This window comes from Pseudomonas sp. NPDC090203, from assembly GCF_044746765.1.
GTDB classification, from domain to species: domain Bacteria; phylum Pseudomonadota; class Gammaproteobacteria; order Pseudomonadales; family Pseudomonadaceae; genus Aquipseudomonas; species Aquipseudomonas putida_AD.
This window is the reverse complement of the sequence record NZ_JBIVCV010000021.1, coordinates 20,750-41,798: the sequence shown is the minus strand read 5'-3', so window position 1 is coordinate 41,798 and position 21,049 is coordinate 20,750. Positions and strand designations below refer to the sequence as shown.

The following is a 21,049-nucleotide window of genomic DNA, read 5'->3' as shown; positions in this document are numbered from 1 at the left end:
TTGCCCGCGACTGCGTTGTGTCTGTACAAGACCTGTCAACTGACACACCGCGGTCGCGGGCAAGCGCGCTCCTACAGGGTCATTTCCCAGGAGACTCCTCAATGCGCCTGATCCAATTCGAAAACAGCACCGGACAACGCCAGGTCGGCGTCGTCGAAGGTGCCCAGGTCCACGTCGTACGCGACACCACCAGCACCCGCGAACTGGCGCTGGCGGCCATTCGCGGCAAGCACAACCTCCAGGCAGAAGTCAGCCAGCGCGGCACCGAGCCAGGCCCTGACTACGCAGGCCTGCTGCAAAACGGCCAGGTCCTGCCACCGCTGGATCACCAAGACCCTGCCCACTGCCTCATCAGCGGCACCGGCCTGACCCACTTGGGCAGCGCCTCGGCCCGGGACAAGATGCACCAGCATGACGGTCAGGTCGAAGCCGGCATGACCGACACCATGAAGATTTTCAAATGGGGTATCGAGGGCGGCAAACCGGCGCAGGGCCAGGTCGGTGCGCAGCCGGAGTGGTTCTACAAGGGTGACGGCAGCATCGTGGTGCGGCCGGGCGCTGACTTTCCGGTTCCGGGGTTCGCTGAAGACGCCGGAGAAGAACCCGAGCTGACCGGCCTCTACGTCATCGGTGACGACGGCCAGCCCTATCGCCTGGGCTACGCGCTGGGCAACGAGTTCTCCGACCACGTCATGGAACGCCGCAACTACCTGTACCTGGCCCACTCCAAGCTGCGCTACTGCGCTTACGGCCCTGAACTGCGTATCGGTGAGTTACCGCGTCACCTGTCCGGCATGAGCCGCATCAAGCGCGATGGTGAAGTGATCTGGGAGAAGGAATTCTTGAGTGGCGAGGACAACATGTGCCACAGCCTGGCCAACCTCGAATACCACCACTTCAAGTACGCGCAGTTCCTGCGTCCGGGCGATGTGCACATTCACTACTTCGGCACCGCGACCCTGTCGTTCGCCGATGGCGTGAAGACCCAGCCGGGGGATCGTTTCCAGATCAGCCTCGATGAATTCGGGGCGCCGCTGGAGAACGGTATTGGCGAGGGCACCCGGCCGGTCGCAATAGGCCAGATCAGACCCTTGTAGGAGCGCGCTTGCCCGCGACGGCGGTGTGTCCGGACAAGACCGCTCAACTGACACACCGCAGTCGTCCGGATGCGGCCCAGACCAAGCGCGCTCCTACAGGGTTATGCGGCTTTAGCCGCCATGGCAGTGACTGAGTCGGGTGACGCCTCGGCGAAGTGGTTCACCTGGCGCAGGGTCTTGAACCCGACCATCCAGGTGCCCACCACGCCCAGGGTGCAGAGCCCGCCAATCACAGCGGCGGGAACTGCGCCGAACAGGGCCGCGCTGCTGCCGGCGCGGAACTCGCCCAGCTCGTTGGATGAGCCGATGAACAGCATGTTCACGGCGTTGACCCGGCCGCGCATCTCATCGGGTGTCGAGAACTGCACTAGGGTCGAGCGAATGTAGACGCTGACCATGTCAGCGGCGCCCGCGATCATCAGCGCCAGCAACGACAGCCAGAACAGCGTCGACAGCGCGAACACCAGGTTCGCCAGGCCAAACACCGCCACCGCGATGAACATCACCAGGCCCACATGGCGGTCGAATGGCCGCGCTGCCAGGTAAAGGCCGGTGCTCACTTCGCCCAGGCTCATCGCACTGCGCAGGGCGCCCAAGCCTTGCGGCCCCAGATGCAGCACTTCGTGGGCGTAGATCGGCAGCAGTGCCACCACGCCGCCCAGCAATACGGCGAACAGATCCAGGGAAATGGTCCCCAGAATGATTGGCCGCGAGCGGATGAAGGCGATGCCGGCGGTGAAGCGTTTCCAGGCCGTGGATTCAAGAATCTGTTTCTTGCCCGCGAAGAGCACTGGAACCCGCGTCAGCAGCAACACGCCCGCAATGAAACTGCACATGCAGACGGTATAGGTCAGGCCTCCGCCGCCCAGTGCGTAAAGTCCGCCGCCGACCAAGGGGCCTGCGATGGTCGCAATGCGCATGATCATGCTGTTGGTGGCAATCGCCGAGGCCAGTTTTTCCCGTGGAACCACCTGAGGCAACAGGCTTTGCAGCGCGGGACCGGTAAAGGCCCGGGCGCAACCGAACAGGGCCAGGGTGGCGTAAATCAGGCGGGTGTCCTGGTGATGGGTCACCGAGAACAGCATCAGCATCAGACTGCACAGGGCCTGCACGATCCAGCTGATGCTCAGGATCAGCTTGCGGTCGTAGCGGTCGATCAGATCGCCGGCCGGCATCAACAGCAACAGCATCGGGATGAATTGCGCCAGGCCCACATACGCCAGCGAGATCGGGCTGCGGGTCATGTCGTAGACCTGCCAGGCCACGACCACCGCTTGGATCTGCATGGCGAAAACGGCCGCCAGGCGTGCCGTCAAAAAAGCGAAGAAGCCGGGAAGTTTGAGCGCGCTTTCGGAAGCGGTCGCAGAGGCAGGCGTTTCGGAACTCAAGGCAGGACATCCATCGAAGCGAGAGACGGCCGACTGTTATACACCGGTAAGCAGGTATATGCCGCTTACTGTCAGAAATTTTAAGGTCGCGGGGTGCAATATGCTCTTGTGGGAGCGCGCTTGCCCGCGATGGCGTCGTGCCAGACGAAATCTCTGTACCTGACACACCGCAATCGCGGGCAAGCGCGCTTCTACAGGGTTAGCGTCTGACCAGCAGCACACCCTATTTCATGCTGATCGTTCCCATGCGGAGCGTGGGAACGATCATAAAGGCGTTTACCGGCGGACCAGCAGCACACCCGATTCCATATGATGGGTATACGGGAACTGGTCAAACAATGCACAGCGCTCTACCCGGTGAGTGTCGTGCAGCTGGGCGATGTTGGCGGCCAGGGTTTCCGGGTTGCAGGAGATGTACAGGATGCGTTCGAAACGCCGGGTCAGCTCGCAGGTGTCCGGGTCCATGCCGGCGCGGGGCGGGTCGACGAAAACGCTGCCGAAGTCGTAGCTTTTAAGATCCACACCGGCCAGACGCCGGAACGGGCGCACGTCATTCAGCGCTTCGGTCAGCTCTTCAGCCGACAGCCGCACCAGGGTGACGTTATCCACAGCGTTGTCCGCCAGATTGCTCAGCGCAGCGTTGACCGAGGTCTTGCTGATCTCGGTGGCCAGCACTTTGCGTACGCGGGTTGCCAGCGGCAGGGTGAAGTTGCCGTTGCCGCAATACAGCTCCAGTAAGTCATCCTCACGCTCGCCCAGGGCTTCGAAGGCCCAGCTCAGCATCTTCTGGTTCACCGTGCCGTTGGGCTGGGTGAACGCGCCTTCGGGCTGGCGATAGCTGAAGGTGCGTCCGGCCACGTCCAGTTGCTCGGTCACGTAGTCGCGGCCGATCACCAGACGCTGGCCCTTGGAGCGGCCGATCACGCTGACGTCGAGGTCCTTCGCCAGTTGCTCGGCTTCCTGCTGCCAGGCCTCGTCCAGCCGGCGGTGGTAGCACAGGGTGACCATGCCGTCGCCTGCCAGGGTGGTCAGGAAGTCCACCTGGAACAGCTTGTGGTTGAGCGTCTTGCTGGCTTCCCAGCGCTCGCGCAGCACCGGCATCAGCGCGTTGATCTGCAGGCTTGCGATGGGAAAATCGTCGATCAGGATCGGTGTGTGCTTGTCGCCGGGAGCAAACATCGCGTAATGGCGCTTGCCCTCGTCACGCCACAGCCGGAACTCGGCGCGCAGGCGGTAATGCTCGCGCGGCGAATCGAAAACCTGCGGCTCGGGTGCGTCGAACGGCTTGAGCAGTTCGCGCAGCCGCTCGGCTTTTTCGTCGAGCTGACGGCTGTAGCTCGCGGGGTCGAAAACAGAACTCATGCGTTGAACCAGCCCAACTTGATCACGAACAGGATCGACAGAATCACCAGTGCCGGATTCAGCTCACGGCCACGGCCGCTGAGCAGTTTGATCGCTGTCCAGGAAATGAAGCCAAAGGCGATGCCGTTGGCGATGGAGTAGGTGAACGGCATCGCCAGGGCGGTGATGACCACCGGTGCGGCTTCGGTGATGTCGTCCCAGTTGATTTCCGCCAGCCCCGAGGTCATCAGCACGGCCACGAACAGCAGGGCAGGGGCGGTGGCGTAGGCCGGAACGCTGCCTGCCAGCGGGGCGAAGAACAGCGCCAGCAGGAACAGCACCGCGACCACGATGGCGGTCAGGCCCGTGCGGCCACCGGCGCTGACGCCCGCCGCCGACTCGATGTAGCTGGTGGTGGTCGAGGTGCCCAGCAGGGAGCCGGCCATCGCTGCGGTACTGTCGGCGACCAGCGCACGGCCCATTTTCGGCATGTGCCCGTCCTTGCCCATCAGCCCGGCGCGTTTGGCGACGCCGATCAGGGTGCCGGAGTTGTCGAACAGGTCAACGAACAGGAACGCGAAGATCACGCTCACCAGGCCAATGTTCAAGGCGCCCGGGATATCCAGTTGCAGGAAGGTCGGGGCCAGCGAAGGCGGCATCGACATCACGCCGCCGAACGGAGAGAAGCCCAGCAGGATCGAAACGATGGTCACCGCCAGAATGCCGATCAGCACCGCACCGCGCACTTTCAGGGCTTCCAGCGCCACGATCAGCACGAAGCCCAGGGTCGCCAGGATCGGTGCCGGTTGCTTGAGGTCGCCCAGGCCGACCATGGTCGCCGGGTTGCTGACCACGATGCCGGCGTTGTGCAGGGCGATCAGCGCCAGGAACAGGCCGATACCGGCTGCGATGGCCGAGCGCAGCGGCAACGGGATGCTGTTGATGATCCATTCGCGGATGCGGAAGATCGACAGCAGGAAGAACATCACTGCCGAAATGAACACCGCACCCAGCGCCACCTGCCAGGTGTGCCCCATGTGCAGCACCACGGTGTAGGTGAAGAAGGCGTTCAGGCCCATGCCCGGCGCGAGCGCGATCGGGTAGTTGGCGATCAGGCCCATGACCGTGGAGCCGATGGCGGCGGCCAGGCACGTGGCGACGAATACAGCACCCTTGTCCATGCCGGTCTCGCCGAGGATGCTCGGGTTGACGAACAGGATGTAGGCCATGGCCAGGAAGGTGGTGACCCCGGCCAGGATTTCGGTGCGCACATTGGTGTTATGTGCCCTGAGTTGAAACAGCCGCTCCAGCATTTATGGCTTCCTTTGGCGCATGGCGCCGTGAGTTGAATCGACTAATAGAGAAAAGCACAGCCTGTCGAAACAGCCTGCATAAATTCTGCCAGTCGGAAAAAGCCGCGCATCATACCAGCAGGTTTGGCCAATGGGGTGGGATGTCGCCCCAGTGCAAGCACAGGTCGCGCTGGTGCGTTTCGCGCCGGGTGGGCCTGCGTAATTTGCTCCAACGCGGCAGCATTCAGATAGCCGTGGGTCTTGAAGCCTTAAAAGAACTGCCAAAAAGAGCTGATTAAAAATAACGAGCCGACCCGAGGAGCACGCATGAAGAGATTTATTCGTCAGATCAGTTGCGGTGTGTTGATGCTGAGCAGCACGGCCTTGATGGCAGCCGAGCCTGCCAAATGCCAGAGCGTGCGCATGGGTGTGGTCAACTGGACCGACGTGATCGCCACCAGCGCCGTGGCCGAGGTGCTGCTGCAGAACATGGGTTACGACGTCAAGCAGACCAGCGCCGCTCAACAGATCGTCTTCGGTGGCCTGCGCGATGACCGCCTGGACGTGTTCCTGGGTTACTGGAAACCGGCGATGGACAAGAACATCGCACCCTTCGTGGCGGCCAATCAGGTCAAGGTTTTCGACACCCCGAGCATGAACGACGCCCAGGCCACCCTGGCCGTGCCGCAGTACGTGGCCGACGGCGGCCTGAAGACCTTCGCCGACATCGCCAAATTCAAGGACAAGCTGGGCGGCAAGATCTACGGCATCGAGCCCGGCACCGGCGCCAACGCCAACATCAAGGGCATGATCGAGAAGAACCAGTTCGGTCTGGGCGGCTTCCAGTTGGTGGAGTCGGGGGAGGCGGGCATGCTGGCCGCCGTGCAGCGCGCTACCAAGCGTAACGAATGGGTGGTCTTCGTGGGCTGGACCCCACACCCGATGAACATCAACATGAAAATCGCTTACCTTACCGGCAGCGAGGACGTGTTTGGCCCGGGTGAAGGTGCGGCGACCGTATCGGTGGTGACCGCCCCTGACTACGCGACCCGTTGCCCGAACGTCAACAAGCTGATGAGCAACCTCAAGTTCACGGCGGCGCAGGAAAGCCAGATGATGGTGCCGATCATGGACCGCAAGGCCCCGAACGACGTCGCCAAACAATGGCTCAAGGATCACCCGGAAGATGTGAAGCGCTGGCTCGATGGCGTGACCACCTTCGAGGGCAAGGACGCGACAGCGGCCGTGCAGGTGGCGGTGAACAAGTAAGCAACGACGATCATATGTAGCAGCACGGCTTGCCGGCGGGAGCGGTGTATCAGGCGACTTATTCGTCACAGACACACCGCCCCGCCGGCAAGCCGTGCTGCTACGGGGCGTTTGCGCCTGATAGATAGTGGAGGCGCCTGATGCCTTATTCCCTGTCGCCAGAAATGGCGAACTTCGTCGAAAAGACCCTCTCCTACAGCGTTGACTCGCTGGATATCGCTGACCAGCGTCGTGCCTATTCGCGCATGTGCGAAGCCTTTACGCCGACGCGCCCCGCTGAACTTTCCGTCAAGGATTTTAGCCTGAGTGGGGTGGCGGTCCGCAGCTACCGCCCTCATCATCTTTCCCTCGAACATCCCTCACCCTGTGTGCTGTACCTGCACGGTGGCGGCTGGGTGGTGGGGGATCTGGATTCCCACGACTTTCTCACCGCAGCCCTGGCCACGGACCTCAACGCCGTGGTGATCGCCGTGGACTACCGGCTGGCACCTGAACACCCTTTTCCCGCCGGGCTTGAGGATTGCCTTGAGGCGTGGCATGCGTTGCAGGCCCAGGCACAACGGCTGGATATCGACCCGCGCCGTGTTGCCATCGCCGGAGACAGTGCCGGCGGCAACCTCGCCGCAGCAGTCTGCCTGGCCTTGCGCGAAGCGGGCGAGCGCCAGCCGGTGGGGCAGGCGCTGATCTACCCAGGGCTGGGCGGCGCCGATGAGCTGCCGTCGCGCAGCGAGTGTTTCGATGCGCCATTGCTGGGCACGGCGGATCTGGCGTTCTACCGCAATCTGTACCTGGCGCAGGACGAGCGCTCCCCTTATGCCATGCCGCTCAATGCCACTGACTTCCGCAGGCTGGCCCCGGCCTTCATTGCCGTCGCCCAGTTCGATCCGCTGCGCGATGACGGCGTCTGCTATGAGCGCGCCCTGCGCGAGGCCGACGTGCCCACCGAATTCGACCCGGGCCTCGGCCTGGTCCACGGCAGCCTGCGCGGCAAAGGCCGGGTACCGGAAGTGGATGCGCTGTATCGGCGTCTGGTCGCGGCGTTGCTGGGGTTTCTGCGCAGCTCCCTATGATTCACGCGGTCCCGTAGCAGCTGGGCTTGCCCGCGGGGGCGGCCTCAAGATCGCCCCCGCCTGTAGGAGTGAGCTTGCTCGCGATACGTCCGTTCAGACACCGCTGTGTCGTCTGGCACACCGAATCGCGAGCAAGCTCACTCCTACAGGCATCAACAGGTGAGACAACTCGCCACGCGGCAAAAGACCACGCAGGCCATGTGCCGAAATGGGACTACTCTTTCAACGTTGGTTGACCTGAATCAATCGCCTCGGGCGCTTTGATTGACCGGTCGGCTTGACGCAACGCTCAAACAGACCCGCTTCACTCGCGAGGCTTTTTCCGTGTGGCCTGAGCGCGAAATCAAAAAGAACAATTGCACGCAGGCGTACTCAATACTTCGTGGGGGCAGTCGCCCAAAGGCCCCCAGGTCTGATGCCGGTATCACCTGATAGAGGAAGACCTATGTTCGGTTTAGAGGCGCTCGATCTCGCCCGAATTCAGTTCGCGTTCACCGTATCGTTCCACATTCTGTTTCCTGCCATCACCATTGGCCTTGCGAGCTTTCTCGCGGTGCTCGAAGGTCTGTGGCTCAAGACCCACGACAACACCTACCGCGATCTGTACCACTTCTGGTCGAAGATCTTCGCCGTCAACTTCGGCATGGGCGTGGTCTCCGGGCTGGTCATGGCCTACGAGTTCGGCACCAACTGGAGCCGGTTCTCGGATTTTGCCGGCGCGATCACCGGTCCCTTGCTGACCTACGAAGTGCTCACCGCCTTCTTCCTCGAGGCCGGTTTCCTGGGCGTGATGCTGTTCGGCTGGAACCGCGTGGGGCGCGGGCTGCACTTTTTCGCCACCGTCATGGTTGCAGTGGGCACCTTGATTTCGACCTTCTGGATCCTGGCGTCCAACAGCTGGATGCAGACCCCGCAGGGCTTCGAAATCGTCGACGGCCGGGTGATTCCGGTAGACTGGCTCGCCGTCATCTTCAACCCTTCATTCCCCTATCGCCTAGCGCACATGGCCATTGCCGCATTCGTCGCCACGGCGTTCTTCGTCGGTGCCTCGGCGGCCTGGCACCTGCTGCGCGGGCGCGATAACCCGGCCATTCGCCGAATGCTCTCGATGGCCATGTGGATGGCGCTGATCGTCGCGCCCATTCAGGCGGTGGTCGGTGATGCCCACGGTTTGAACACGCTGGAACACCAGCCGGCGAAGATCGCGGCCATCGAAGGGCATTGGGAGAATATCGGCGACGAACCCACCCCGCTGATCCTGTTCGGCATCCCCGACATGAAAGAGGAGCGCACCAAATACGCCGTCGAAATCCCGTATCTGGGCAGCCTGATCCTGACCCACAGCCTGGACAAACAGATCCCGGCGCTCAAGTCGTTCCCGCCTGAAGACCGTCCCAACTCGTTGATCGTCTTCTGGTCGTTCCGGGTCATGGTGGCGCTGGGCATGCTGATGATCTTCGTCGGCCTCTGGAGTGCCTGGCTGCGTTGGCGCGGCGGGCTGTACAGCAATCGTCTGTTCCTGGGGCTGGTGATGTGCATGGGTCCGGCTGGCCTGATCGCGATGCTGGCGGGCTGGTTCACCACGGAAATCGGACGCCAGCCGTGGGTAGTCTACGGGCTGATGCGCACGGCCAACGCATCTTCAAACCACAGCGTAGAGCAGTTGACCATCACTCTGGTGCTGTTCGTCCTGGTGTATTTCATGCTGTTCGGCGCAGGGTTCGGCTACATGATGCGCCTGGTGCGCAAAGGGCCGAAAACCCATGAGGGCGATGACACGCCACATGGCGGGCCGGGCCAGAAACGCACGCCTGCACGTCCTCTCTCTGCTGCCGACGAAGGCAGCGAAGAAGGCCACAAAGACACCGTGCGTGAGGGGAACTGAGTCATGGGTATCGATCTTCCACTGATCTGGGCCGTGATCATCATCTTCGGCCTCATGATGTACGTCGTCATGGACGGCTTCGACCTCGGGATCGGCATTCTCTTTCCGTTCATCAAGGGCAAGACCGATCGTGACGTGATGATGAACACCGTCGCACCGGTCTGGGACGGCAACGAAACCTGGCTTGTGCTGGGCGGCGCTGCGTTGTTCGGCGCGTTTCCGCTGGCGTATTCGGTGATTCTCGAAGCGCTGTACCTGCCACTGATCTTCATGCTCATCGGCCTGATCTTCCGTGGTGTGGCGTTCGAGTTTCGCTTCAAGGCAACCGACGCCAAGCGCCACCTGTGGGACAAGGCGTTCATCGGCGGTTCGCTGGTGGCGACCTTCTTCCAGGGTGTGGCGCTGGGGGCCTACATTGATGGCATTCCGGTGGTCAATCGCGCCTATGCGGGCGGAGGGCTGGACTGGCTGACGCCGTTCTCGCTGTTCTGTGGTGTCGCGCTGATCGCGGCCTACGCGTTGCTGGGCTGCACCTGGCTGATCATGAAAACCGAAGGCGCCCTGCAGAAGGCGATGCACGATCTGGCCCGGCCTCTGGCACTCGTCACGCTGGCGGTGATGGCCGCCGTCAGCCTGTGGACGCCGCTGGCCCATGCGGAAATTGCCGACCGCTGGTTCAGCATCCCGAATCTGTTCTGGTTCATGCCTGTGCCGGGGCTGGTGCTGGTCACCCTGTACTTCTTCTTCAAGGCGATCGAGCGCAACGCGCACTACACACCGTTCCTGCTGACGCTGGTGCTGGTGTTCCTGGGCTACAGCGGGCTCGGCATCAGCCTGTGGCCGAACATCATCCCTCCAGCGGTCTCGATCTGGGACGCCGCTTCGCCGCCGCAGAGCCAGGGGTTCATTCTGGTCGGTACGCTGTTCATCATCCCGTTCATCCTGGGTTACACCTTCTGGAGCTACTACGTGTTCCGCGGCAAGGTCACCCACGAAGACGGCTACCACTGAGGACGCGGCGATGACCGGCAAGGATTCTCTGAATGATGACGATGCGGCTGTGAAAAAGCCGCTCTGGCAGCGGCTTGGCTGGCTGGTGGTGATCTGGACAGGCAGTGTGCTGGCGTTGTTCGTGGTCGCCAGCCTGCTGCGGATGTTCATGACGGCGGCGGGGATGAAAACCCACTGATCAAACCACCCTGTAGGAGCGCGCTTGCCCGCGACGGCGCAGGGTCAACACATGTTAGTTGACTGACACACCGCCGTCGCGGGCAAGCGCGCTCCTACGTTGTGGGGTGGTGTTACTTGCGGGCCTTGAGAATCACGAACTTCGGCGTCGCCGCCACTTGCTCCACCCCACGGAACAGCCGCGCCAGCTTGGCGTGGTAGCCCAGGTGCCGGTTGCCGACGATGTACAGCGCGCCGCCGGTGACCAGCGCCGAGCGCGCCTGCTGGAACATGCGCCAGGCCAGGAAATCTCCCACCACTTGCTGCTGATGGAACGGCGGATTGCACAGCACCACGTCCAGCGAATCCTCTTCCTGACCCGCCAGGCCATCGCCCGCGCGGATCACCGCCTCACGCTCCCCCAGCGCCAGCCGCCAGTTTTCCCGGGCCGATTGCACCGCCATGTACGACTCATCCACCAGCGTGTACTGCGCGTCGGGGTTGGCCAGTGCGCTGGCAATCGCCAGCACGCCGTTGCCGCAGCCCAGGTCCGCCACCCGGGCATTGCCGAGGTTTTTCGGCAGATGCGGCAGGAACGCTCGGGTGCCGATGTCCAGGCCGTCGCGACAGAAAACGTTGGCGTGATTGACCAGCTCGATCTTCGGCTCATCCAGGGTGTAGCGGGTCGGGAAGGGCGATGCTTGAAACGGCTTGGCTTCAGGGGTGCAGAACAGCAGCCGGGCTTTCTTCACCGCAAGCGAGGCCTGCACCGGGCCGATGTACTCTTCCATCAGCTCACCGGCCGAGCGTGGCAGGTGTTTGATCATGCCTGCCGCGACTACCCTGGCATCCGGGGCCAGTTGGCCTTGCAGGCGAATCAGTTGTTCCTCCAGCAGTGCCAGGGTTTTCGGCACGCGGATCAAAACCCAGTCGAAGGGCCCGACCAGCGGCTCGCTCGCCGGAATCACCGGCACGGCATCGAACGCCTGGCCGTTACGGGCGAGGTTTTTCTCCAGTGCCTGAACGCCCAGAAACGAATCCGTGCTGCTGAAAACCGCTGCATGGGGCGCAAGGCTTGCGGCCAGTGCGCCAAAGTTATCGTTGAGGATCAGCACTCGGGTCTGCAAGGTCAGGCCATGCTCGGCCAGGTGGTTGAGCAGGTACTCGTCGGCCGCATCGAAGGCCTGCAACGGTTCATCCGACTGCTCGGGCTGGCGAATCAGGTCGAGCTGTGCGAAAGGCGTGGTGAGCAGGGGCATGGGTAGGGCATTTCCATTCGTTGACGACGCGGTCGGGCTTTAAGTGACAGCTATTCAAGCCGTGCTGGGTGACTCGCGAAATCGGCGATTTTACGTGTTTTCCGCTGCCTGTACCTGAGGTTTTTGTGGGTTGGCGAATGCGCCCGCATCCCGGCTAGAAGAGTCCTTGCAGCGCGGCGTGGACGACCGCCGACGTCTTGTTGGTGACCCCGATCTTGCGCTTGGCGCTGCCGATGTGGAAGTTCACCGTGCGTATCTTCAAATCCAGAATGATCGCCACCTCCGCGGCGGTCTTGCCCTCGGCCGACCATTTGAGCACTTCAACCTCCCGAAGCGTCAGGCCTTTGTAGCAGTGTGTCTGTACTGATATGTCCGGATTTGTATGTTCCATGCCAGCCTCCATGCGTGCCTTGTCAGATCCCGTCCTCACTGAAGTCTAGGAAAGGATGCCTCTCAGTGGCAGGGTGTTCGCAGCGTGGGGGGGCAGCCTGGATCGCGGCCAGGCTGTCGGCGGCATTCCTCATTTCCTTTCAGATCAAGGGGTTGGTCGCCTTGCGATGCATGGGTGCGACGCCTTCGCGATAACGCCTATCGCGAAATACTCTAAAAGCCGCGCCACGGATTTGCCGATACCACTACAAACCTGCGGTGTTTATAACCGTCGGTTTGCGGGACACTGAGCGTATTGATTGCAATCGAAGGAGCCCGGAGCGCCCATGAACGCCAGTGCAGAGAAATTCACCCGGCAAACGCTGCTCGACGTCACGCCGCTGACCCCCAGCCTGTTCACCCTGCGCACGACCCGTGATGCCGGCTTTCGCTTCACCGCAGGCCAGTTCGCGCGCCTGGGCGTGACCAAGGCCGACGGCAGCACCGTGTGGCGGGCGTATTCGGTGGTGTCGTCGCCGTTCGACGAGTATCTGGATTTCTTCTCTATCGTGGTGCCGGGTGGCGAGTTCACCAGCGAACTGAGCCGCCTGCGTGCGGGCGACACGCTGATGGTGGAAAAGCAGGCCACCGGCTACCTGACCCTGGACCGCTTCACCGATGGCCGTGATTTGTGGATGTTATCCACAGGCACTGGCGTAGCGCCGTTCCTGTCGATTCTGCAGAACTTCGAAGTCTGGGAAAAATTCGAGCGCATCATTCTGGTGTACAGCGTGCGCGAGGCGGCGGAGCTGGCGTATCAGGAGCTGATCGCCGAGCTGACCCGGCGCGAATACCTGGCCGAATACGCCCACAAGTTCCAGTTCATCGCCACGGTGACCCGCGAAGAACACCCCGGCGCGTTGCATGGGCGTATTACCACGTTGATCGAGAACGGGGAGCTGGAGCGAGTGGCGGGCGTGGAACTGACGCCTGAACATTCGCGAGTGATGATATGCGGCAACCCGCAGATGATCGAAGACACCCGCGCGCTGCTCAAGACCCGCGACATGCGCCTGGCATTGACCCGCAAGCCGGGCCAGATCGCCGTTGAGAATTATTGGTAAAACAAACGCCCGCTGGCGCTGCGCGGTCATCGGGTGATCACAAAACCTGTGGGAGTGAGCTTGCTCACGAAGGCTGTGTTCCATCCGCTACATATCTGGCGGATGTACCGGCCCCTTCGTGAGCAAGCTCACTCCCACAGGTGAAGCATTGTTTGGACGATAGTGCGGTATCAGACCAAACGATCAGGATTGACCTGGATCGGCGCCGCCGGTTTGCTGTTCTGCTCTTTGAGCAGGTCGCGGATTTCGGTCAGCAGGGTTTCCTGTGGGGTCGGAACCGGTGGCACGGTCGGGGCCTTGGCTTCTTCGCGTTTGAGGCGGTTGATCGCCTTCACACCCATGAAAATGGCGAACGCCACGATGATGAAGTCGATCACGGTCTGGATGAATTTGCCGTAGGCCAGTACCACTGCCGGGGCTGTTCCTTCCGCGCCTCGCAACGTGATCGCCAGATCACTGAAGTCCACGCCGCCAATCAGCAGCCCCAGGGGCGGCATGATTACATCGCCGACGAACGACGAAACGATCTTGCCGAATGCCGCGCCAATGATGATACCGACGGCCATGTCGACCACGTTTCCTTTGACGGCAAAGGCTTTGAACTCGCTTAGTACGCTCATGGTGTATTCCTTTGTTACAGATGAGGGTGGTGGATGCAGTGTATGACAGCTACACGCATCTCGCGTAATCCCTGCAATCGACCGGGTCTGTACGTGGAAGTTTTATCCGATTGCGTGCAAAACCTCGTCACGAGCCGCATTCCACCGGGTTTCTGGCCATGAGGTATGATTGGCCCTTTTTTGCGGCGGGGGTTCCATGGCCAAGGCCAAACGCATGTATGGCTGCACCGAGTGCGGCGCGACCTTTCCCAAGTGGGCGGGGCAGTGTGGCGAATGCGGCGCGTGGAACACGCTGACCGAGACCATGATCGAAAGCGGCGGCGCAGCGCCCCCCAGCGGCCGCTCGGGCTGGACCGGCCAGCAGGCGCAGATCAAGACCCTGGCCGAAGTCAGCGTCGAAGAGATTCCGCGCTTCTCCACCAACTCGGCCGAGCTTGACCGGGTGCTGGGCGGCGGCCTGGTGGACGGCTCGGTGGTGCTGATCGGCGGTGATCCCGGTATCGGCAAATCCACCATCCTGCTGCAGACGCTCTGCGCCATCGCCGAACGCATGCCCGCGCTGTACGTGACCGGCGAGGAATCGCAGCAACAGGTCGCCATGCGCGCCCGCCGCCTCGGCCTGCCTCAGGACAAGCTGCGGGTCATGACCGAAACCAGCATCGAGAGCATCATCGCCACGGCCCGGGTCGAGAAGCCCAAGGTCATGGTCATCGACTCGATCCAGACCATCTTCACCGAGCAACTGCAATCGGCGCCGGGCGGTGTCTCGCAAGTGCGTGAAAGCGCAGCCCTGCTGGTGCGCTACGCCAAGCAGAGCGGCACGGCGATCTTCCTGGTAGGCCACGTGACCAAAGAGGGCGCACTGGCCGGGCCTCGCGTGCTCGAACACATGGTCGACACCGTGCTGTATTTCGAGGGCGAATCGGACGGTCGTCTTCGCCTGTTGCGGGCGGTGAAGAACCGCTTCGGCGCGGTCAACGAACTGGGCGTGTTCGGCATGACTGACAAGGGCCTGAAAGAAGTCTCAAACCCGTCGGCGATCTTTCTGACCCGTGCACAGGAAGCCGTGGCAGGCAGCGTGGTCATGGCCACGTGGGAAGGCACCCGGCCGATGCTGGTGGAGGTGCAGGCGCTGGTGGATGACAGTCACCTCTCCAACCCGCGCCGAGTGACCCTGGGCCTGGATCAGAACCGCCTGGCGATGCTGCTGGCGGTCCTGCATCGCCATGGCGGCATTCCGACCCACGATCAGGACGTGTTTCTCAACGTGGTCGGCGGGGTGAAGGTGCTGGAAACGGCATCTGACCTGGCCTTGATGGCCGCCGTGATGTCGAGCCTGCGCAATCGCGCGCTGCCGGGTGACCTGCTGGTGTTCGGCGAGGTGGGGCTGTCGGGTGAAGTAAGGCCGGTGCCGAGCGGGCAGGAGCGATTGAAAGAGGCCGCCAAGCACGGCTTCAAACGCGCCATCGTGCCCAAGGGCAATGCGCCGAAGGAATCTCCGCCAGGCCTGACCGTGATCGCCGTGACCCGGCTCGATCAGGCGCTGGATGCGTTGTTCGAGGAGTAGCACCTGGCGGCCGCAACCCTTGTAGGAGCGCGCTTGCCCGCGATTGCGGTGTGTCAGACAGCATTGATGTTTCAGACACATCGCAATCGCGGGCAAGCGCGCTCCTACAGTGGTGTTGTTCAGACCTCGATCAACGCCGCCAACTCCCGCTCAAGCTCTGCAGGATCGGCCAGGTTCAACTCGATCAGCCGCCGCAAGTGCGTCACCGATTCCAGCCCGATGTGTTCGCAGACAAACCCCAGATGATTGTGATCGTCGTGGGTCAGGCGCACTTCCATGCGCACGTCGATATCGACGTTCAAATGGATATCGACAATGAACGGCTCATCCGGATTGCCCAGCCAGGGCGAGGGGCGTTCGATCAAAAGTCCTTTGAGTGACAGATCGATCAAATGCACCGGCCAGCTTTTCGGGCCTTGGGTCAGTTCGGTCTTGGCATCGAACGAGATACGTTTAAAACGGCGACGCTCTTCGTGGGAATCTGTCATGAGTCGACTTCTCCTTGGATGTTTTGACTATAGGTCAAATCCGGCGCTAGACCATTGTGGGGGTGGCCTTTCGCTTCAGCGGCGCTAAACTCAATAGGCCGTTCAAAACAAGTCCACTCAGTTGGAAATAAAAAATGAAAAACAATAATAGTCTGCTGCGCCATGTGCCCTGGCTGATTGTTGCGATTCTCGGGGCCTGGGCCCTGGGGGTGGTTGCATTGCGTCGGGGAGAGGCAATCAACGCACTCTGGATCGTGGTCGCTGCGGTCGCTATCTACCTGGTTGCCTATCGTTACTACAGCCTGTTCATCGCATCGCGCGTCATGCAATTGGACCCGAACCGGGCCACGCCTGCCGTGCTCAACAATGACGGTCTTGATTACATTCCGACCAACAAACACATTCTTTTCGGCCACCACTTTGCTGCCATTGCCGGGGCAGGCCCGCTGGTCGGTCCGGTGCTGGCTGCGCAGATGGGCTATCTGCCCGGCACGTTGTGGCTGATCGCTGGCGTAGTGCTGGCCGGTGCGGTGCAGGACTTCATGATCCTGTTCCTCTCCACTCGCCGTAACGGCCGTTCGCTGGGCGACATGGTCCGCGAGGAAATGGGCCGCATCCCGGGCACCATCGCCCTGTTCGGCTGCTTCCTGATCATGATCATCATCCTTGCGGTGCTGGCGCTGATCGTGGTCAAGGCCCTGGCCGAGAGCCCGTGGGGCATGTTCACCGTCATGGCGACCATCCCGATTGCGATGTTCATGGGCGTGTACATGCGCTTCATCCGCCCGGGCCGTATCGGTGAAATTTCGGTGATTGGCGTGGTCTTGCTGCTGCTGTCGATCTGGGTCGGTGGCCATGTCGCTGCAAGCCCTGAGTGGGCACCGGTGTTCACCTTCACCGGCGTGCAGATCACCTGGCTGCTGGTGGGCTACGGCTTCGTTGCGGCCATGCTGCCGGTCTGGCTGGTACTGGCACCGCGCGACTACCTTTCGACCTTCCTGAAGATCGGCACCATCGTCGCCCTGGCCATCGGCATCCTGATTCTGGCGCCTGAGCTGAAAATGCCAGCCCTGACCCAGTTCACCGACGGTTCCGGCCCGGTCTGGAAAGGCACCCTGTTCCCGTTCCTGTTCATCACCATTGCCTGCGGTGCAGTGTCGGGCTTCCATGCGCTGATTTCGTCGGGTACTACGCCGAAACTGCTGGATAACGAAGTCAACGCCCGTTACATCGGCTACGGCGGCATGCTGATGGAATCCTTCGTGGCAATCATGGCCATGGTGGCGGCTTCGGTCATCGAGCCAGGCATCTACTTCGCGATGAACAGCCCGGCGGCGATTGTCGGCGGTGACGTCAACGCGGTTGCACAGATGGTCAGCAGTTGGGGCTTTGTCATCACCCCGGATCAACTGACCGCCGTGGCCAAGGAAATTGGTGAGAACACCGTACTGGCCCGTGCCGGTGGTGCGCCGACCCTGGCCGTCGGTATCGCGCAGATCCTGCATCAGGCCTTCCCTGGTCAGGACACCATGGCGTTCTGGTACCACTTCGCGATCCTGTTCGAAGCGCTGTTCATCCTGACGGCCGTTGACGCCGGTACCCGTGCCGGTCGCTTCATGCTGCAGGACCTGCTCGGCAGCTTCGTGCCTTCGCTCAAACGCACCGAGTCCTGGACTGCCAACGCCATCGGTACCGGTGGCTGCGTGGCGCTGTGGGGTTACCTGCTGTATCAAGGTGTGATCGATCCGCTGGGCGGCATCAACACCCTGTGGCCGCTGTTCGGTATCTCCAACCAGATGCTGGCCGGTATTGCCCTCATGTTGGCCACTGTTGTGCTCATTAAAATGAAGCGTCAGCAGTACGTCTGGGTCACCATCCTGCCGGCCTCCTGGCTGCTGATCTGCACCGTGACGGCCGGCTTCATCAAACTGTTCGACCCAAGCCCGGCCGTTGGCTTCCTGGCCCTGGCGAAGAAATACAGCGCGGCGGCTGACGCCGGTCAGATCCTGGCCCCGGCCAAGACCGCCGACCAGATGCAGCATGTGATCTTCAACGCGTACACCAACGCGGCGCTGACCACGCTGTTCCTGTTCGTGGTGCTGAGCATCCTGTTCTACGCGATCAAGGTCGGCCGGGCCGCCTGGATCAAGAAAGAACGCAGCGACAAGGAAGCGCCATTCCAGGCCTTCCCGAAAACCAACTGAGTGCGCTGTAAGGCGAGGAGCTGCATATGTTCAATGACCTGAGTCGTCTGGGTAAGTATCTGGGTCAGGCCGCGCGCCTGATGGTCGGCATGCCGGACTACGACACCTACGTCGAACATATGCAGACCAAACACCCTGACAAGCCGGTGATGTCGTACGAGGCGTTCTTCCGGGAACGCCAGGATGCGCGTTACGGCGGCAAGGGTGGGCCGAAGTGCTGTTGATCGGCTGACTGTCGCAACTTGTGTTAAAAACGCGTCACGCCTGTCGTGGCGCGTTTTCTTTTGTAGCAGCGCGCTTGCCCGCGACCTGCGGTGTGTCTGCACCCCATACGTCGTTTGACACTACGCAGTCGCGGGCAAGCGCGCTCCTACGGTTATTCATGAGTGCTGGAGATTTCTTGTGTTCACACCCATCCCCGTCACCGTTCTGAGTGGTTTCCTCGGCGCGGGCAAGACCACATTGCTACGTCACCTGCTCAAGGCGGAACACGGCCTGAAGATCGCCGTGATCGAAAACGAATTCAGCGACGCAGGTGTCGACACCCAGTTGCTGGGCGATGAGCCGGTACAAGTGATGACCCTGTCCAACGGCTGCGTGTGCTGCACCATTCACACCGACCTGACCAAAGCGCTGGTCCTGCTGCTGGAGCGGCTGGACAGCGGCGAGATCGCCTTCGACCGCCTGGTGATCGAATGCACCGGCCTTGCCGACCCGGCACCGGTGGCCCAGACCTTTTTCATCGATGAAGAACTGCGCGAGCGCTATATCCTCGACGGCATCATCACCCTGGTGGACGCCGCCCACGCCGACACCCACCTGGAGCAGACCATCGCCCAGGCGCAGATCGGTTTCGCCGACCGCCTGCTGGTGAGCAAGACCGATCTGGTGGACGAGGCGACGTTCAAGGCCCTGAGTGAGCGCCTGACCCGCATCAACCGCCGTGCGCCGATCCGCGTGGTCGAGCACGGCAAGATCGACCTCGCCGAACTGCTGGACGTGCGCGGCTTCAACCTGAACGCGGATGTCGGCGGGATGGTCCTGCGTCCGGTCGCACCGGCAGGGCGCGGCATCGACCGCATCAGCAGCCTGGTGTTGCGCAGCGACAAGGCGCTGGATATCGACAAGCTCAGCGAGTTCATGAACGAACTGCTGGAAGACCACGGCAAGCAATTGCTGCGCTACAAGGGCGTGCTGAACATCGCCGGCGAAGACCGCAAGCTGGTGTTTCAGGGCGTGCTCAAGCTCTACGGTTTTGATTTCGACGTGGAGTGGGCAGCGGACGAGCAACGCGAAAGCGTGATCGTGTTCATCGCCGACGAGTTGCCGGAAGAGAAGATTCGCGAAGGGTTTGCCAGGGTCGCTGCAGCGTAGCTGACAACTGTAGGAGCGCGCTTGCCCGCGACGGCGGTGTGTCATTCACCGCACCGGCGTCAGACAAACCGCTATCGCGGGCAAGCGCGCTCCTGCAAGCGATCATCGTTGCCCACAAAAAAGCCCGGCTCAAGAGCCGGGCTTTTTCATATCAGGCAACCGCTATCAAGCGCCGTAAACCGGCAGCTTGGCGCAGATGGCCTTGACCTTCTCGCGAACGGCGTCGATCACCGCTTCGTTGTTCAGGTCAGCCAGGATGTCGCAGATCCAGCCAGCCAGTTCCTTGCACTCTGCTTCCTTGAAGCCGCGAGTGGTCACAGCCGGGGTGCCGAAGCGCAGGCCGGAGGTGACGAACGGGGAGCGCGGGTCGTTTGGCACCGAGTTCTTGTTCACGGTGATGAAAGCCTTGCCCAGTGCGGCGTCGGCGTCTTTACCGGAGATGTCCTGTTTGATCAGCGACAGCAGGAACAGATGGTTCTCGGTACCGCCGGAAACCACGTCGAAGCCACGCTCGATGAACACGGCGGCCATGGCCTTGGCGTTCTTGACGACTTGTTGCTGGTAAGTCTTGAACTCAGGCTGCAGCGCTTCCTTGAAGCAGATCGCCTTGGCAGCGATGACGTGCTCCAGAGGACCGCCCTGGCCGCCCGGGAATACGGCGGAGTTCAGTTTCTTCTCGATCTCGGCATTGGCGCGCGCCAGGATCAGGCCGCCACGTGGACCGCGCAGGGTCTTGTGGGTGGTGGTGGTCACGACGTCAGCGAACGGAACCGGGTTCGGGTAGACGCCAGCGGCGACCAGACCGGCCACGTGGGCCATGTCGACGAACAGGTAGGCACCGACCTTGTCAGCGATGGCGCGGAAACGGGCGAAGTCCAGCACCTGCGAGTAAGCCGAGAAACCGGCCACGATCATTTTTGGCTTGTGCTCGACAGCCAGGCGCTCGACTTCGTCGTAGTCGATCAGGCCGTTGCCGTCGATGCCGTACTGAACAGCGTTGTACAGCTTGCCGGACGAAGAAACGCTGGCGCCGTGGGTCAGGTGACCGCCGTGGGCCAGGCTCATGCCCAGGATGGTGTCACCGGCGTTCAGCAGAGCCAGGTAAACGGCGCTGTTGGCTTGGGAGCCTGCGTGCGGCTGGACGTTGGCGTAGTCGGCGCCGAACAGCTCCTTGGCGCGGTCGATGGCCAGTTGCTCGACGATGTCGACGTACTCGCAACCACCGTAGTAACGCTTGCCTGGGTAGCCTTCGGCGTACTTGTTGGTCAGCACCGAGCCCTGGGCTTCCATGACGGCAGGGCTTGTGTAGTTTTCCGAGGCGATCAGCTCGATGTGCTCTTCCTGGCGCTTGGCTTCCTGTTCCATAGCGGCATACAGGTCGGAGTCGTACTTGGCGATAGTCAAATTACGGCTGAACATGGCGGTCCTCGGGGATCGTGCAGTAGAAAAGGGGGGCATTCTACAACATCGGGTTTTATATGGCATATGAAAGGCGGTCATGTCGTGGACAAGCGGCTTTCACTCACGACCTGTAG

At 61.8% G+C, this 21,049-nt stretch carries 19 protein-coding genes; 11 read left to right on the top strand and 8 right to left on the bottom strand.

Annotated elements, in window-relative coordinates:
* Positions 1-101 precede the first annotated feature (101 nt).
* Positions 102-1,097, top strand: coding sequence for an AraD1 family protein (gene araD1, locus ACIPO9_RS26545; RefSeq protein WP_400784319.1), 996 nt, complete (start codon positions 102-104; stop codon positions 1,095-1,097).
* Between the two features lie 101 nt (positions 1,098-1,198).
* Here araD1 and ACIPO9_RS26540 read toward each other — a convergent pair whose 3' ends face one another.
* From ACIPO9_RS26540 to ACIPO9_RS26530, 3 genes are all read right to left on the bottom strand, one after another.
* Positions 1,199-2,485 carry an MFS transporter gene (locus ACIPO9_RS26540; RefSeq protein ID WP_400610912.1) on the bottom strand — a complete coding sequence of 429 codons (1,287 nt, stop codon included), beginning with the start codon at positions 2,483-2,485 and terminating at the stop codon, positions 1,199-1,201.
* A gap of 276 nt (positions 2,486-2,761) precedes the next feature.
* Positions 2,762-3,847 carry a tRNA (uridine(54)-C5)-methyltransferase TrmA gene (trmA, locus tag ACIPO9_RS26535; protein WP_400784317.1) on the bottom strand — a complete coding sequence of 362 codons (1,086 nt, stop codon included), beginning with the start codon at positions 3,845-3,847 and terminating at the stop codon, positions 2,762-2,764.
* Positions 3,844-5,139 (bottom strand): NCS2 family permease, encoded by a 1,296-nt coding sequence (locus ACIPO9_RS26530; protein WP_400784315.1) that lies wholly within the window; start codon positions 5,137-5,139, stop codon positions 3,844-3,846. Before ACIPO9_RS26530 ends, trmA begins: the two co-directional genes overlap by 4 nt.
* 306 nt (positions 5,140-5,445) lie before the next feature.
* Between ACIPO9_RS26530 and choX the strand changes: the two genes are divergently transcribed.
* The 5 genes from choX to ACIPO9_RS26505 all read left to right on the top strand — a co-directional run bounded on the left by choX (position 5,446) and on the right by ACIPO9_RS26505 (position 10,531).
* On the top strand, positions 5,446-6,387 hold the full coding sequence (gene choX, locus ACIPO9_RS26525; RefSeq protein ID WP_400784314.1) for a choline ABC transporter substrate-binding protein: 942 nt from the start codon (positions 5,446-5,448) through the stop codon (positions 6,385-6,387).
* A 137-nt stretch (positions 6,388-6,524) separates the two neighbouring features.
* Positions 6,525-7,457 (top strand): alpha/beta hydrolase, encoded by a 933-nt coding sequence (locus ACIPO9_RS26520; RefSeq protein ID WP_400784359.1) that lies wholly within the window; start codon positions 6,525-6,527, stop codon positions 7,455-7,457.
* A 445-nt stretch (positions 7,458-7,902) separates the two neighbouring features.
* Entirely contained in the window at positions 7,903-9,342 is a 1,440-nt protein-coding gene (locus tag ACIPO9_RS26515; RefSeq protein ID WP_274135746.1) for a cytochrome ubiquinol oxidase subunit I, read from the top strand.
* A 3-nt stretch (positions 9,343-9,345) separates the two neighbouring features.
* Positions 9,346-10,353, top strand: coding sequence for a cytochrome d ubiquinol oxidase subunit II (gene cydB, locus ACIPO9_RS26510; RefSeq protein WP_274135745.1), 1,008 nt, complete (start codon positions 9,346-9,348; stop codon positions 10,351-10,353).
* 10 nt (positions 10,354-10,363) lie between these two features.
* Positions 10,364-10,531, top strand: coding sequence for a DUF2474 domain-containing protein (locus tag ACIPO9_RS26505; protein ID WP_400784312.1), 168 nt, complete (start codon positions 10,364-10,366; stop codon positions 10,529-10,531).
* A 112-nt stretch (positions 10,532-10,643) separates the two neighbouring features.
* Here ACIPO9_RS26505 and ACIPO9_RS26500 read toward each other — a convergent pair whose 3' ends face one another.
* Together ACIPO9_RS26500 and ACIPO9_RS26495 are read right to left on the bottom strand one after the other, a co-directional pair.
* Positions 10,644-11,768 carry a methyltransferase gene (locus tag ACIPO9_RS26500; protein ID WP_400784311.1) on the bottom strand — a complete coding sequence of 375 codons (1,125 nt, stop codon included), beginning with the start codon at positions 11,766-11,768 and terminating at the stop codon, positions 10,644-10,646.
* Positions 11,769-11,922: 154 nt separating this feature from the next.
* Entirely contained in the window at positions 11,923-12,159 is a 237-nt protein-coding gene (locus tag ACIPO9_RS26495) for a helix-turn-helix transcriptional regulator (RefSeq protein ID WP_400784310.1), read from the bottom strand.
* A 325-nt stretch (positions 12,160-12,484) separates the two neighbouring features.
* On the opposite strand from ACIPO9_RS26495, the gene ACIPO9_RS26490 reads away from it, so the two are divergent.
* A complete protein-coding gene (locus ACIPO9_RS26490) occupies positions 12,485-13,261 on the top strand; it encodes a ferredoxin--NADP reductase (protein ID WP_400784309.1) in 777 nt (258 codons plus the stop codon).
* A 170-nt stretch (positions 13,262-13,431) separates the two neighbouring features.
* Here the strand turns inward: ACIPO9_RS26490 and mscL are convergent, their stop codons facing one another.
* Entirely contained in the window at positions 13,432-13,881 is a 450-nt protein-coding gene (mscL, locus tag ACIPO9_RS26485; protein WP_274135735.1) for a large-conductance mechanosensitive channel protein MscL, read from the bottom strand.
* 196 nt (positions 13,882-14,077) lie between these two features.
* On the opposite strand from mscL, the gene radA reads away from it, so the two are divergent.
* The gene (gene radA / locus ACIPO9_RS26480; RefSeq protein ID WP_274135734.1) at positions 14,078-15,448 is read left to right on the top strand and encodes a DNA repair protein RadA; all 1,371 of its coding nucleotides are present in this window, start codon (positions 14,078-14,080) and stop codon (positions 15,446-15,448) included.
* Between the two features lie 119 nt (positions 15,449-15,567).
* Here the strand turns inward: radA and ACIPO9_RS26475 are convergent, their stop codons facing one another.
* Positions 15,568-15,936 carry a PilZ domain-containing protein gene (locus ACIPO9_RS26475; RefSeq protein WP_400784308.1) on the bottom strand — a complete coding sequence of 123 codons (369 nt, stop codon included), beginning with the start codon at positions 15,934-15,936 and terminating at the stop codon, positions 15,568-15,570.
* A gap of 134 nt (positions 15,937-16,070) precedes the next feature.
* Here ACIPO9_RS26475 and ACIPO9_RS26470 point away from each other — a divergent pair, with 134 nt between their 5' ends.
* The 3 genes from ACIPO9_RS26470 to yjiA all read left to right on the top strand — a co-directional run bounded on the left by ACIPO9_RS26470 (position 16,071) and on the right by yjiA (position 19,514).
* Positions 16,071-18,140, top strand: coding sequence for a carbon starvation CstA family protein (locus tag ACIPO9_RS26470; RefSeq protein WP_400784306.1), 2,070 nt, complete (start codon positions 16,071-16,073; stop codon positions 18,138-18,140).
* 26 nt (positions 18,141-18,166) lie between these two features.
* Positions 18,167-18,364, top strand: a complete 198-nt coding sequence (locus ACIPO9_RS26465; RefSeq protein WP_274135730.1) for a YbdD/YjiX family protein — start codon at positions 18,167-18,169, stop codon at positions 18,362-18,364.
* 178 nt (positions 18,365-18,542) lie between these two features.
* Positions 18,543-19,514, top strand: coding sequence for a GTPase (gene yjiA, locus ACIPO9_RS26460; protein WP_400784305.1), 972 nt, complete (start codon positions 18,543-18,545; stop codon positions 19,512-19,514).
* A gap of 165 nt (positions 19,515-19,679) precedes the next feature.
* Here the strand turns inward: yjiA and glyA are convergent, their stop codons facing one another.
* On the bottom strand, positions 19,680-20,933 hold the full coding sequence (gene glyA / locus ACIPO9_RS26455; protein ID WP_274135727.1) for a serine hydroxymethyltransferase: 1,254 nt from the start codon (positions 20,931-20,933) through the stop codon (positions 19,680-19,682).
* Positions 20,934-21,049: the final 116 nt, after the last annotated feature.

Bases quoted from the DNA above. Each gene is read 5' to 3' on its own strand.
- ACIPO9_RS26490 (WP_400784309.1), top strand. From the start codon at position 12,485: ATGAACGCCAGTGCAGAGAAATTCACCCGGCAAACGCTGCTCGACGTC.
- ACIPO9_RS26470 (WP_400784306.1), top strand. From the start codon at position 16,071: ATGAAAAACAATAATAGTCTGCTGCGCCATGTGCCCTGGCTGATTGTT.
- ACIPO9_RS26500 (WP_400784311.1), bottom strand. From the start codon at position 11,768: ATGCCCCTGCTCACCACGCCTTTCGCACAGCTCGACCTGATTCGCCAG.
- ACIPO9_RS26505 (WP_400784312.1), top strand. From the start codon at position 10,364: ATGACCGGCAAGGATTCTCTGAATGATGACGATGCGGCTGTGAAAAAG.
- ACIPO9_RS26530 (WP_400784315.1), bottom strand. From the start codon at position 5,139: ATGCTGGAGCGGCTGTTTCAACTCAGGGCACATAACACCAATGTGCGC.
- radA (WP_274135734.1), top strand. From the start codon at position 14,078: ATGGCCAAGGCCAAACGCATGTATGGCTGCACCGAGTGCGGCGCGACC.
- ACIPO9_RS26475 (WP_400784308.1), bottom strand. From the start codon at position 15,936: ATGACAGATTCCCACGAAGAGCGTCGCCGTTTTAAACGTATCTCGTTC.
- choX (WP_400784314.1), top strand. From the start codon at position 5,446: ATGAAGAGATTTATTCGTCAGATCAGTTGCGGTGTGTTGATGCTGAGC.
- mscL (WP_274135735.1), bottom strand. From the start codon at position 13,881: ATGAGCGTACTAAGCGAGTTCAAAGCCTTTGCCGTCAAAGGAAACGTG.
- ACIPO9_RS26495 (WP_400784310.1), bottom strand. From the start codon at position 12,159: ATGGAACATACAAATCCGGACATATCAGTACAGACACACTGCTACAAA.
- trmA (WP_400784317.1), bottom strand. From the start codon at position 3,847: ATGAGTTCTGTTTTCGACCCCGCGAGCTACAGCCGTCAGCTCGACGAA.
- ACIPO9_RS26465 (WP_274135730.1), top strand. From the start codon at position 18,167: ATGTTCAATGACCTGAGTCGTCTGGGTAAGTATCTGGGTCAGGCCGCG.
- araD1 (WP_400784319.1), top strand. From the start codon at position 102: ATGCGCCTGATCCAATTCGAAAACAGCACCGGACAACGCCAGGTCGGC.
- glyA (WP_274135727.1), bottom strand. From the start codon at position 20,933: ATGTTCAGCCGTAATTTGACTATCGCCAAGTACGACTCCGACCTGTAT.
- cydB (WP_274135745.1), top strand. From the start codon at position 9,346: ATGGGTATCGATCTTCCACTGATCTGGGCCGTGATCATCATCTTCGGC.
- ACIPO9_RS26515 (WP_274135746.1), top strand. From the start codon at position 7,903: ATGTTCGGTTTAGAGGCGCTCGATCTCGCCCGAATTCAGTTCGCGTTC.